We start from the raw sequence: 13,033 nt of genomic DNA, 5'->3' as shown, positions 1-13,033 counted from the left end.
GAAAATTCCGATATGCTAAATAGTCTCGGAATCCAAGCCGCCGCCAGCTTCTCTTCAGGCGCCGCCTCCCGACCCATCGGCCCACGAGGTCATGCGCCGCACCCGGGCGCAGACATGGCATATGCTGGCTATAACAAATCAGCATCTATCCAGCGCTTAGATTTCTTATAAATTACTGTCATTTTTACGCCAAAAAAATACACTCAGGAGCTTTACCATAATGGATGCCAACGCCGATCTGGCCAAACTTGCGCTGGACTATCACGCGTATCCCACCCCCGGCAAAATCTCGGTGGTCCCGACCAAGACCCTGGCCAACCAGGACGACCTGTCCCTGGCCTACTCGCCTGGCGTGGCATCGGCCTGCATGGCCATCCATGCCGAAGGCGAAGAGGCCGCCGCCAAGTACACCTCGCGCTCCAACCTGGTGGCCGTGGTCACCAACGGCACGGCCGTGCTGGGCCTGGGCAACATCGGCCCGCTGGCCGCCAAGCCCGTCATGGAAGGCAAGGGCTGCCTGTTCAAGAAATTCGCCGGCATCGATGTGTTCGACATCGAACTGAACGAAAACGATCCCGACAAGCTGGTGGACATCATCGCCGCGCTGGAGCCCACGCTCGGCGGCGTGAACCTGGAAGACATCAAGGCGCCCGAATGCTTCTACATCGAAAAGAAGCTGCGCGAGCGCATGAGCATCCCCGTCTTCCACGATGACCAGCACGGCACCGCCATCATCTCCTCGGCCGCCGTCATCAACGGCCTGAAGGTGGTCGGCAAGGACATCGGCGACGTCAAGCTGGTCTGCTCTGGCGCCGGCGCCGCCGCCATCGCCTGCCTGGACCTGCTGGTCGCCGTGGGCGTGAAGCGCGAAAACATCTACGTGACCGACTCGCGCGGCATCATCTGGAAAGGCCGCGAAGAGAACATGGAGGCCAACAAGGCCCGCTACGCCCAGGACACCAGCGCCCGCACCCTGGCCGACGCCTGCGTGGACGCCGACGTGTTCCTCGGCTGCTCGGCCCCCGGCGTGCTGACCGCCGACATGGTCAAGACCATGGCCGACAAGCCCCTGATCCTGGCCCTGGCCAACCCCGAACCCGAAATCCGCCCTGAAGTGGCCAAGGCCGCCCGCCCTGACTGCATCATCGCCACCGGCCGCTCGGACTACCCCAACCAGGTCAACAACGTCCTGTGCTTCCCCTTCATCTTCCGCGGCGCGCTGGACGTGGGCGCCAGCGTGATCAACGAGGAAATGAAGCTGGCCTGCGTGAAGGCCATCGCCGAACTGGCCCAGGCCGAGCAGAACGATGAAGTCGCCACCGCCTACGCCGGCCAGGACCTGAGCTTCGGTCCTGACTACATCATTCCCAAGCCCTTCGATTCCCGCCTGATCGTCCAGATCGCTCCCGCCGTGGCCCAGGCCGCCATGGATTCCGGCGTGGCCGCCCGTCCCATCGAGGACATGGAAGCCTACCGCCAGAAGCTGATCTCCATGATCTACCACACCGGCCCGCTGATGCGCCCCCTGTACATGCAGGCCAAGTCCGCGCCCAAGCGCATCATCTACGCCGACGGCGAAGACGAACGCGTCCTGCGCGCCGTGCAGACCGTCATCGACGAAAAGCTGGCCCAGCCCATTCTGGTCGGCCGCCCCAGCGTCATCGAGATGCGCGTCAAGAAGGCCGGCCTGCGCCTGGAAGCCGGCAAGAACATCGAGATCGTCGATCCCGAGGACGATGCCCGCTTCACGGAAACCTGGACCGCCTACTACAAGCTCAAGGCCCGCGAAGGCGTCACCCCCGACATCGCCAAGGCCATGATCCGCAAGCACAACTCGCTGATCGGCGTAATGCTGCTGCAACGCGGCGACGCGGACGGCATGCTGTGCGGCGTGGCCAGCAACTACGACAGCCAGTTGAACTACGTCGAGCAGGTCATCGGCCTGAAGCAGGACGCCCAGACCTTCGCCGCCATGAACGTCCTGATGCTGCCCACCCAGACGCTGTTCGTCTGCGACACGCACGTCAACGAGAACCCCACGGCCGAGCAGATCGCCGACATGACCATCCAGGCCGCCGAGGAAGTCAAGCGCTTTGGCGTGGTGCCCCGCGTCGCCCTGCTGTCGCACTCGAACTTCGGCAGCCGCCAGACCGAGTCGTCCCGCAAGATGGCCAAGGCCCGCCAGATCCTGGCCGAGCGCGCCCCCGACCTGGAAGTGGACGGTGAAATGCACGCCGACTCCGCCCTGTCCGAGAAGATCCGCCTGAAGGCCTTCCCCGACAGCACGCTGCGCGGCGCGGCCAACCTGCTGATCACGCCCAACCTGGACGCCGGCAACATCACCTACAACATGCTCAAGATGACGGGCAGCAACGGTGTGGCCATGGGTCCCATCCTGCTGGGCGCCGCACGCCCCGTGCACATCCTGACCACCAGCGCCACCGTGCGCCGCATCGTGAACATGACGGCCCTGGCCGTGGTGGACGCGCAGATCGAAGCCCAAGGCTAAGCCCTACGCTTTTCGTCCGACAAAAGAACAGCGGCCCCGAAGGGCCGCTGTTCTTTTACTGCGATGCTCAGGCTGCCAGCGCCGCCGCGCCCTGGCGGCCCCGCGACAGGCTCAATCCGCCCAGCGTCACGGCCAGCCAGACGGCCGCCGCCACCCACCACAGCATGGAGCCGGTGATCAGCGCCTGGCCGATCAGGCCCGCCTGGATGACGTAGTAGACCATGGGGATGAGCGTCTTGCGCACGATCTCGCCTTCGCGCCCCAGCATGCCCACGACCGCGCCCGCGGCCACCACGTTGTGCACGCAGATCATGTTGCCGGCCGCGCCGCCCACGGCCTGCAAGGCCACCACGACGGCCGACTGATCCAGGTTCAGGCCGATCTGCTGCGCCGTGGAAAACTGGAAGTAGGCGAACATCATGTTGCTGACCGTGTTGGAGCCCGCAATGAAGGCCCCCAGGCTGCCCACCCAGGGCGAGATGGTGGGCCAGGCCTGTCCGGCGGCTGCCGCGGCGCCCTGCGCCAGCACCAGGGGCATGCTGGCGATCGACCCGTCGGCGGCGGCCGAGTTGATGAAGACCTGCACCATGGGCACGGCCAGCAGGAGGGCGGGAGCGGCGCTGCCCATGGTGCGCAGCGAGTCCTTGACCCCCGCCATGTACTGCCTGCCGCTCATGCTGAAGATGGCGATGCAGGCCAGCGAGACCAGGATCAGGATGGCGCCGGGCGAATACAGCAGCTGGGCGGAGGCCGATATGCCCGTGCCCAGGATGCCATCCACCTTCAGGGTGGCGTCAGGTCCCGTCAGCCAGGCTTTTACCGACGGCACGGTGCGCGTCAGGATGAGCAGCAGCACGACCAGCACATAGGGCGAGAACGCGCGCAGCACGGAAAAACGCGGTCCTTGCCGGGAAGCATCGTCCATATTGACTGTACCCAGCCAATGCGAAGGCCATTGGCGACGATCCGGAAAATCAAATGTCTGGCTTGGCTGGAACCAGCCCTTGCGGGCCGCCGTCACCACGATCACCAGTCCCACCATGGCGCCCAGCATGGACGGGAACTCGGGTCCCAGCACCACGGCGATCAGGTAGTACGGCACCGTGAAGGCCACGCCCGCGAACAGGGCGAACTTCCAGGCTCCCAGCCCCTCGGCAAAGGAGCGCCGCTCGCCGAAGAAGCGCGTCAGCAGTCCGCACAGCAGCAAGGGAACGACGAAACCGGTCAAGGCATGCAGCAGGGCCACGTTCTCCACGATCTGCTGCAGATACTCCATGGGCTGCATGGGGGCGATCGCCGCCGCCACGTCGGCCTTGTTGTCCACGCCCGAGCGCACGCCCACCAGCATGGGCGTGCCCACGGCGCCGAAGGACACGGGAGTGGACTGGATGACCAGCACCGCCATGACGGCGGCCATGGCCGGGAAGCCCAGAGCCAGCAGCAGGGGCGCGCCCACGGCCGATGGCGTGCCGAAGCCCGACGAACCCTCGATCAGCGAACCGAACAGCCAGGCGACGATGATGACCTGCACGCGCCGGTCGGGCGACACGTCCATGAAGCCCTGGCGTATGGCGGCCAGGGCGCCGCCCACCTTGAGCGTATTCAAAAGCAGCACAGCCCCAAATACAATGAACAGCAGCGTCAGGGCCGTCACCACGCCGTTGATGGTGGCCGCCGCCACGACCGTGGCCTGGCTGCCCCATACCAGCAGGGCCAGGGCCGCCGTCACGACATAGGCCGTTCCCATCGACAGGGTGGCCGAGCGCCCCATCACCACCATCAACAGGAACACGACTGCCAATGGCGCCAGGGCCAGCAGGGTATACACAAGACTCATCCCTTTTCTCCTTCGTGTGGATAGCACGTTTCTTGGGCGGCGGACGCTTCTTCCTTGTGCGGCCCCGGCTCGCGGCCGGGCGCCTGGAGGGCGCCGCCTCCCCTTCTTTCCTTTGGTCGGAGAATATTAGCGGTATTACCACTTCAGCCTTATTGGAAATAACCCTTACTGAAATCCCCATTTTTAGTCTTATAATTAACTTCAATGCCGCAAGTGGTAATACCACTTTGCCTGGAAAATCACTATGACTACGCTTTCGAGTACCCGCCTCTCAGATCAGGTCGCCGAGAAGATCCGGCAATTGATCGACGAACAGCAATTGCAGCCCGGCGACCGGATCCCATCCGAGCGCCAGTTGGCCGAGCGGCTGGCGGTATCTCGCGTGCCCATCCGCGGGGCACTGCGCGCCCTGAAGTCGCAGGGACTGCTGGTGACGCGCCGCGGCGGAGGCACCTACGGCCAGGAGACCGACCTGATGAACTGGCCGGCGCAAAGCATCGCCCCGCTGGGCGAGCTGATCAGCCAGGATCCCCTGTACCGCTACGACGTGCTGGAGGCGCGCCATGCGCTGGAAGCCAGCACCGCCTGGCACGCCGCTCGGCGCGCCACCGAAGCCGACAAGAACCGCATCCGCCACTGCTTCGACATCATGGTGCGCCACCAGCAGAACCAGGACGCCGAACTGTCCGCCCGCGCCGACGCCCAGTTCCACCTGGCCATCGCCCAGGCCTCGCACAATGTGGTGCTGCTGCAGATCATGAACGGGCTGTTCCAGCTGGTCTTCTCCACCGTCAAGGAGAATCGCCGTGCCATGTTCGAGTTCGACAACGCGCGCGAAGTGGAACTGCTCACGCAGCAGCACGAGGCCGTCATGGACGCCATCCTCAAGGGCGAGGCGGATCTGGCGCGCGACCGGATCACCCGCCACCTGGACCACGTTCAGGCCAAGGTGCGGCTCTCGGAAGAAAACAATGCCCGCGAACAGCGCGTGTCCCGATTCAACAGCCATCTATCGCAACTATGATCATTTCCTCTCCGACCGATTTCCGCGCCCAGGCGCAGCGTCGCCTTCCCCCTTTCCTGTTCCACTACATCGACGGCGGCGCCTACGCCGAAGAGACCTTGGGCCGCAACGTGCAGGACCTGTCGGGAATCGCGCTGCGCCAGCGCGTGCTCAGCGACATGTCCAGCCTGGATCTGGGCGTGGAGCTGTTCGGAGAGAAATTGTCCATGCCGGTGGCGCTGGCCCCGGTGGGCCTGACCGGCATGTACGCTCGCCGCGGCGAAGTCCAGGCGGCCCGGGCCGCCGACCGCCACGGCATCCCGTTCACCCTGTCGACGGTATCGGTATGCCCGATCGAGGAAGTGGCGCCGGCCATGGGGCGGCCCATGTGGTTCCAGTTGTACGTGCTGCGCGACCGCGGCTTCATGAAAAGCGTGCTGGAAAGGGCCTTGGCGGCCGGCTGCTCCACCCTGGTGTTCACCGTGGACATGCCCGTGCCGGGCGCCCGCTATCGCGACGCCCATTCGGGCATGAGCGGCCCGCGCGCCGCGCTGCGGCGCTACGGCCAGGCCCTGCGGCGTCCGCACTGGTCGCTGAATGTGGGGCTGCGCGGCAGGCCGCATGACCTGGGCAATGTCTCCCGCTATCTGGGGCGGGCCGTGCAACTGGAGGACTACATAGGCTGGCTGGGCGCCAACTTCGATCCCTCCATTTCCTGGAAGGACCTGCAGTGGATACGGGACTTCTGGCCCGGCGCCATGGTCATCAAAGGCATACTGGATCCCGAAGACGCGCGCGAAGCCGTGCGATTCGGCGCCGACGGCATCGTAGTGTCCAACCATGGCGGCCGGCAACTGGACGGCGTGCTGTCCTCGGCGCGCGCGCTGCCGGCCATCGCCGACGCCGTCCAGGACGACCTGAGCATCCTGGCCGATTCGGGCGTACGCAACGGGCTGGACGTGCTGCGCATGCTGGCCCTGGGCGCCAGGGGCGTGCTGATCGGCCGCCCCTTCGTCTACGCCCTGGCGGCGGCGGGCGGCGCGGGCGTATCCCTGCTGCTGGAGCTGATGGAAAAAGAGCTGCGCGTGGCCATGACCCTGACCGGCACGCGCAGCCTGTCCCAGGTCGGACGAGACTGCCTGGCGGCGCTGCCCTGAGCCCAGCTCCTCCCGCAAGCTGGACCAAGCCAGGGACCCGGCGATTCTTTACAATAGGTTAAATATTAATCACCTAAAGTAATTTGCGAGCCCGACCGAGTCCATGCCGACCACGCTGCTGATCGCCCTGATCATAGGGCTGGGCACCTATTTCCAGACCGTCACCGGCTTTGGCCTGGCCATGATCGTCATCGGGCTGAGCAGCCTGCTCAAGCTCGCCCCGGTCGCCTTCCTGGCGACCGTCATCAGCCTGCTGACCGTGGTCAACGGCACCGTCGCCCTGCGCGGCAAGCGCCACCTGATCCATTGGCCCGCCGCCCGCGCCGTGCTGGCCGGCGTGGTGCCCTCCACCGTGGCCGGCCTGATGCTGCTGGACTACCTGAGCAGCCAGGCCAGCCTGCTGCTGGAGTTCCTGCTGGGCCTGGTCATCATCTACAGCGGAGTGTCCTATTCCCTGAAGTCGCCCGTGCGCGCGCACATGTCGGGCGCTGCTTCCTTTTTCGCAAGCGGCGTGCTGACGGGCCTGTGCGGCGGCCTGTTCGGCATTCCCGGCCCGCCCATCATCTTCCAGCTCTACCGGCAGCCCCTGGAATTTCCGACCGTACGCCACATGTTGCTGCTGATCTTCTCGGCAACCTCGGCCGTACGCTGCCTTCATGAGCTGCTCAAGGGCACGCTGCAGACACAGGCGTTGTGGACGGCCGCCATCGCCGTGCCGCTGGTCATGGCGGCCACCTGGGTGGCGCAGCGCCACCCGCCGCCGGTGCGTCCGGCCACGCTCCAACGCCTGACCCTGCTCATCCTGGTATTGATAGGGGTGAGCCTGTGCCTGCCGGCCTTGAAAGCCTGGCTGTGAGCCGCGCTGGCCCCAAGGCCTGCAACCAGTGCCTTGTCGGCTAGAGGTTTACACTAGTTTCGGCACGAAAAGTTCTGAATTCGAAAAAATCTGATTGACAGCCTTATTACCCACCGCCAATATCCGATCAAGTTCCAATTAACGGAACCATTAATGTCGTAAAACGGTATTTCACATTTTTCAAATGTGAAAAATAGATGCCAAGGCATCCATAACGATATTGGAGGTTGACATGAAAGCGTTCACGTACGCCCTGCCGCTGGCCGCCTGCCTGGCGGCTTTTCCCAGCCACGCCGACTACACCGGCCCCGCGCTCAAGTTCCGCCTGGCCCATACCGCCCCTCCGGGCAATCACATCACCCAGGCCTACCAGACGTTCGCCGATCTGGTCAAAGAGAAATCCGGCAACAAGATCAAGGTCCAGGTCTTTCCAGGCGCCGTGCTGGGCAGCGACCGGGTCCTGATCGAAGGAGCCCAGAAAGGCTCCCTGGAAATCGGCGTCAGCTCCACCCCCAACCTGGCCAATTTCTCGACCATGTACCAGGTATTCGACCTGCCCTACATCACTGCCCCCGCCAAGCAGGCTCAGTTCTACCAGTCCATGGATCCGGGCGGCCCGCTGAACGCCTACTTCGAAAAGGTCGCCAACGGCATCGGCCTGCAACCCATCATGTACGCCGAGTACGGCTATCGTCACTTCGTGTCGGCCGCCAAGCCCCTGGGCAAGGCCGAAGACCTGCGCGGCCTGAAGATGCGCACCACGGACTCGCCCGTGGAGGTGGACGTGGCCAAGGCGCTGGGCGCCAATCCCGCGCCCATCGCCTGGGGCGAGGTCTACACGGCCCTGCAGCAGGGCACCATAGACGCCGAAGGCAATACCTTCCCCACCTGGCCGGCGCCAAGCATCATGAAGCTCTGAAGTACGCCATCACCTCGGCCCACAACTACGGCATGCAGGTCGCCATGGCCAACAAGGCCTGGTGGGACAAGCTGCCGCCCGAGGCCCAGCAGATCATCCGCGAATCCGCCCAGGAGGCTGTGCAGGCCCAGCGCGAGCGCTACTACCCCGAGAACGAGAAAAAAGCCCGCGAGGAATTCCTGCAGGCCGGCGTCGCCATCCATGACGCCACGCCCGCCGACCTGGAGCAGTTGCGCGCCCTGACTCGTCCCGTATACGAGCAGTACGCGCAGAAACTGCCCGCCGAACTGGTGCAACTGGTCACCGATACCCAAAAGTAACAAGGCCGGCTTCGCACCGCGCTCCGCCTGGTGGATAAAACGCCATGAATCCTGTCTCTTCCCGACTGAATGCGCTGGAAAAGCCGTTCCTGTTCATCGGCCTGCTGCTGATGATACTGATCATCAACTATCAGACCTTGTTCCGCTACCTGATGGCCAGCTTGAGCCATGTGGCAACGGACCCCGTCCAGCGCTCCTGGCTCGAAGCCATCATGGACCCGGACCGGCTGCTGGCCATGCTGCGCTCCATGATAGGCTGGGCCAGTTGGACGGAAGAGCTGTCGCGCTACATCTTCATCTGGATTTCCTACCTGGCCGTCTCCCTGACCATCCTGACCCGCACGAGCATACGCGTGGACGTGCTGCACAATGCCTTGAGCCCGGCCTGGCAGCGCCGCCTCTGGCTGTCCATCGACGTGCTGTGCCTGCTGCTGACGGCCCTGCTGTGCTACATGGGCGCCGAGCACATCCAGATGCAGATGCAGTTTCCCCAGACCACGCCGGCCCTGCAGATCAGCTATGCGATTCCTTACCTGATCCTGCCCATAGGCTTCGGCCTGATGGCGGTACGCTGCGCGCAGGACATCCTGCGCATGCGCGCCGAACTGAACGCCACGGACTGGCTGGCCGGACTGCTGCTGCCCGTACTGCTCGCCCTGCCCGTGCTGCTGAACGACGAGCTGAACGCCAGCCTGCTGCTGTTCGGCTACTTCGCCGTACTGGTGGCCCTGGGCGTACCCATCGCCTTTTCCCTGGGCCTGGCCACCTTGGCAACCGTAGTGGGGGCCGGCACCCTGCCCATGGACTACCTGGCGCAGATCGCCTTCGTGTCCATCGACTCCTTCCCCATCATGGCCATCCCCTTCTTCATCGCGGCGGGAGTGTTCATGGGAGCGGGCGGACTGTCCAACCGCCTGCTTGCCGTAGCCGACAAGCTGGTCGGCTCCCTGCCCGGCGGCCTGGCCCTGGCCGCCATCATGACCTGCATGTTCTTCTCGGCCATCAGCGGCTCGGGGCCGGCCACCGTGGCCGCCATCGGCACCATCACCATCCCGGCCATGATCGCCCGCGGCTACGACAAGGCCTTCGCCGCCGCCGTGGTGGCCTGCGCCGGCGCCATCGGCGTCATCATCCCGCCCAGCAACCCCTTCGTGGTCTATGGCGTATCCGGCCAGGTCTCCATCGGCAAGCTGTTCGTGGCCGGCATCATTCCAGGCATCCTCATGGGCCTGGCGCTGATGCTGGTGGCCTACCTGATCTCGCGCCGGCAAGGCTGGCGCGGAGAACCTGGCGACCGCTCCCCCGCCGCCCTGCTCAAGGCCGTCTGGGACGCCAAGTGGGCGCTGCTGGTGCCCGTCATCATTCTGGGCGGCATCTACGGCGGCATCATGACGCCCACCGAATCGGCCGCGGTGGCGGCGCTGTACGGCCTGCTGGTGGGCATGTTCGTCTACAAGGAGATCACCTGGATCCGGCTGTGGAACGCCACCATAGAATCGGCCGTCACCTCCTCCATCATCATCCTGCTGATGGCCATGGCGACCCTGTTCGGCAACATCATGACCATCGAGCAGATTCCGGAATTCATCGCCGGGCAGATCCTGAGTCTGACCGACAACCGCATCCTGATCCTGCTGTTCATCAATATCCTGCTGCTGGTGATCGGCGTGTTCATGGAGGCGCTGGCGGCCATCGTCATCATCACGCCCGTGCTGCTGCCCCTGGCCCTGAAGATGGGCGTGGATCCGGTGCATTTCGGCATCATCATGGTGATGAACCTGGCGATCGGCTTCGTCACCCCGCCCGTGGGCGTGAACCTGTTCGTGGCCAGCGGCATCAGCAAGATCGGCATCGAGAAGATCGCCCGCTCCGCCCTGCCCTTCCTGGGGATCATGCTGCTGGTGCTGATGCTCGTGACTTATGTGCCGGAGGTCTCGCTGTGGCTGACGCGCTGAACCGGATACTGACACAGCCTGGCCTGGGGCTGGAGCCGGCCAGGCAAATTCTGCAATGGGCGCTGGAGCGGGCACGAGCCGACGGCGGCCCGCCCGTCTGCCTGTCCCTGTGCGACGGGCAAGGGGAGCTGCTGCATTTCCTGCGCATGGACCAGGCGCCGGTCCGCTGCATCGCCATCGCCCAGGCCAAGGCCTACACCGCTGCTCGCTTCGGCGCGGAAACCCGGACCCTGGCCGAGCGTCTGCGGCGCGAAGCGCTGCGCCTGGAGGACTTCCAGGATCCGGCCTATTGCAGTCTGCCGGGCGGCGCGCCCCTGCTCTGGCAAGGGCAGTGCATCGCCGCGCTGGGCGTGAGCGGCCGCAGCCTGGAGGCCGACGAAGCTCTGTGCCGAGACGCGATACGCCATGCGCAGGGACTGCTGGGTTGAAGCAGACGATTGGTCGGTCTCCGGTACGAAGCCCCCGTCCGGCCAGGCAAAAAAGGTTCTTCGAAGAATTCCGAGAGCCAATTTGCCAAGTCGATGCCGAACTGGTTTTTTGAAGACGCCGTTCAAGGCGCGGGAAGGTCGGACGGGGCTGATGGCTTGCCGGCGCGGCGCGCCGGTGCCCTGGTCGGGGCGCCTGGCCGGGCGCGTCGTTAACTCCGGCGGGTTGCTCGCCTCCCAGGCGAGCAACAAGCGCCGCCGTCGAACAGAACGACGCTTGCACCCCGTCCCCGCACCCCGCCTGCGGCAAGCCATCCGACCCGCCCCGGCCGATCCTCCCGCGCCTTGAACGACTCAAAATGCCGATGGCATCGACCCGGCCACAGGCATCATTCATCAAACAGAAAGGCTCAGCGGATGTGAGGTTGACGCCTCATACGACTTGCGCGGACGTCCCGCCGTTTGGGCCAATACAGCGGCGCCGTTCTCGCGAGGCAGGCCGGGGCGGGCCGGCGGGCGAGTCAGGGCCTTCGCCGCAGGCGGGATGCGGGGGCGGGAGGCAAGGGGCGTGCTGCTCGAGCAGGGCGCTGGTGATTCGTCCAGTGGACGAATCACCCTGCGAGGTTCTATGGTTTGGGTCAAGTCGTTTTAGGCAATAACTTGGATGGATCGAAGGCTTGTCCGCTTTTCCATACCGCATAGGCGATGCGCAACAGCTTGCGCGCTAGAATCACAATCGACTCTGTGCCCGCCAGGCCTCGAGCTCGATACGCCTCATACAGCGGTTTACATGCCGTACTACGGCACGCCGACATCGCTGCCAAGTACAGTTGTCGGCGCAGCAGGGCTGGCCCACGCTTGCTGATACGGCGACGTCCTCGTTTGGCCCCGGAGTCATTGGGTCGGGGATCCAATCCGCTATACGCCACCAAGGCATCCGCGTTGGCGAAGGGGATACGATTGAGCAGCTCCGTTAACACGGACGCTGTCTGCTGGCCAATGCCCGTGACGCTGCGCAAGCGTTGATACCCCTGTTCGAGCTGTGGATCGCCGGCAATCAAGCGCTGTATTGGCCGATCCATTGAAGCCAGAACAGCCTCAAACCCCTGCTGCAACGCGTGGATATCCACACCCGATACATCCACATCCGCAAACGCCTGACGTAAGGCGCCCTGGTGAGCGATGACTTGAGCGCGACGAGACAGCAGCTGGCGTAGCTGTTGCTGTTGGATGCTGAGCGGTTGCCAGGCCTGCAAGCTGGATTGATGCTCTTGCAGGTAGCGGGCAATCACCTCGGCATCAAGGCTGTCGGTCTTGCCCCGGCTGCCCAAGGCCCGCGCATAGTAAAAGACGTCGCGAGCGTTCAGAATAAACACCGTCAGGCCATGAAGATGAGCCAACTGAGCCAGCAAGGCGTGATAACGGCCCGTTGACTCCATCGCAATTTGAGCCTGTTCGGGCACCGTCTTTAACCAGCGCGTAATACCAGCCGCCGTGTTGGCAATGGTGCAGGGCCGTTCGCCCGCTACGCTGATGACCACGTCAGCCTTGGCGACATCGGCGCCGATATAAAGCCTAGTCGTTTGCATGGGAGCACCTCCTGAGCGCATTATGAACAATGTCGGGGTGTACGCCATCGGGCTCGTTAACTTGCGTTCAGATCGGCGGTCGCGGTTCAAGGAACAGCGCCGCTCAGTTCCTTATCGACGATGATGGGTGGGGCAGGAGAGTTCTCGCAGTGTCGGTCCGGCGATGGCCGATAGTTCACAGTGTCCCTCCACCCCGACACCTTAACCATACAAGTTCACGCCCCGCCCGCCCCAGTATCCTGACCAGGGAACCCGCGCGCAGCGCGGGCGAAGGACCCAGCCAAGCCGGCCCGCCCCGGCCTGTCTCGCGAGGGCCTGAGCCTCTTTCCGCTTGGCCCAAACGGCTTGCCAAACATGGAGGAATCCCCGAAATACCTCGAAGAACCCCAAAAAAAAGTGCACCTTCAAGGTGCACTTGGCGTCCGAACTGGCAGCCCGGCTGCCACTACCTGCGGTCAGTGCG

At 64.4% G+C, this 13,033-nt stretch carries 8 protein-coding genes and 1 pseudogene; 7 read left to right on the top strand and 2 right to left on the bottom strand.

Annotated elements, in window-relative coordinates; genetic code table 11:
• Nucleotides 1-220 precede the first annotated feature (220 nt).
• Nucleotides 221-2,509: an NADP-dependent malic enzyme gene (locus ACWPWO_RS05855; RefSeq protein ID WP_394064902.1), complete on the top strand. Its 2,289-nt coding sequence runs from the start codon at nucleotides 221-223 to the stop codon at nucleotides 2,507-2,509.
• A 67-nt stretch (nucleotides 2,510-2,576) separates the two neighbouring features.
• Here ACWPWO_RS05855 and ACWPWO_RS05850 read toward each other — a convergent pair whose 3' ends face one another.
• On the bottom strand, nucleotides 2,577-4,346 hold the full coding sequence (locus ACWPWO_RS05850) for an L-lactate permease (RefSeq protein ID WP_454005147.1): 1,770 nt from the start codon (nucleotides 4,344-4,346) through the stop codon (nucleotides 2,577-2,579).
• A 244-nt stretch (nucleotides 4,347-4,590) separates the two neighbouring features.
• Here ACWPWO_RS05850 and lldR point away from each other — a divergent pair, with 244 nt between their 5' ends.
• The 6 genes and pseudogenes from lldR to ACWPWO_RS05820 all read left to right on the top strand — a co-directional run bounded on the left by lldR (nucleotide 4,591) and on the right by ACWPWO_RS05820 (nucleotide 10,984).
• Nucleotides 4,591-5,370 (top strand): transcriptional regulator LldR, encoded by a 780-nt coding sequence (lldR, locus tag ACWPWO_RS05845; protein WP_454005145.1) that lies wholly within the window; start codon nucleotides 4,591-4,593, stop codon nucleotides 5,368-5,370.
• Nucleotides 5,367-6,506, top strand: a complete 1,140-nt coding sequence (lldD, locus tag ACWPWO_RS05840; RefSeq protein WP_454005143.1) for an FMN-dependent L-lactate dehydrogenase LldD — start codon at nucleotides 5,367-5,369, stop codon at nucleotides 6,504-6,506. The genes lldR and lldD overlap by 4 nt, the downstream gene beginning before the upstream one ends.
• Before the next feature lie 103 nt (nucleotides 6,507-6,609).
• Nucleotides 6,610-7,362 (top strand): TSUP family transporter, encoded by a 753-nt coding sequence (locus ACWPWO_RS05835; RefSeq protein WP_454005141.1) that lies wholly within the window; start codon nucleotides 6,610-6,612, stop codon nucleotides 7,360-7,362.
• A 232-nt stretch (nucleotides 7,363-7,594) separates the two neighbouring features.
• Nucleotides 7,595-8,601 (top strand): annotated as a pseudogene (locus ACWPWO_RS05830) (TRAP transporter substrate-binding protein).
• Nucleotides 8,602-8,645: 44 nt separating this feature from the next.
• Nucleotides 8,646-10,556 (top strand): TRAP transporter large permease, encoded by a 1,911-nt coding sequence (locus ACWPWO_RS05825; RefSeq protein ID WP_454005139.1) that lies wholly within the window; start codon nucleotides 8,646-8,648, stop codon nucleotides 10,554-10,556.
• Nucleotides 10,541-10,984 carry a GlcG/HbpS family heme-binding protein gene (locus ACWPWO_RS05820; RefSeq protein WP_454005137.1) on the top strand — a complete coding sequence of 148 codons (444 nt, stop codon included), beginning with the start codon at nucleotides 10,541-10,543 and terminating at the stop codon, nucleotides 10,982-10,984. Before ACWPWO_RS05825 ends, ACWPWO_RS05820 begins: the two co-directional genes overlap by 16 nt.
• 635 nt (nucleotides 10,985-11,619) lie before the next feature.
• On the opposite strand, the gene ACWPWO_RS05815 is transcribed toward ACWPWO_RS05820, so the two are convergent.
• Nucleotides 11,620-12,570 carry an IS110 family transposase gene (locus tag ACWPWO_RS05815; protein ID WP_454005135.1) on the bottom strand — a complete coding sequence of 317 codons (951 nt, stop codon included), beginning with the start codon at nucleotides 12,568-12,570 and terminating at the stop codon, nucleotides 11,620-11,622.
• Between the last annotated feature and the right edge of the window lie 463 nt (nucleotides 12,571-13,033).

The organism is Alcaligenes sp. Marseille-Q7550 (genome assembly GCF_965112015.1).
This window is presented reverse-complemented; position numbering and strand designations above follow the sequence as displayed.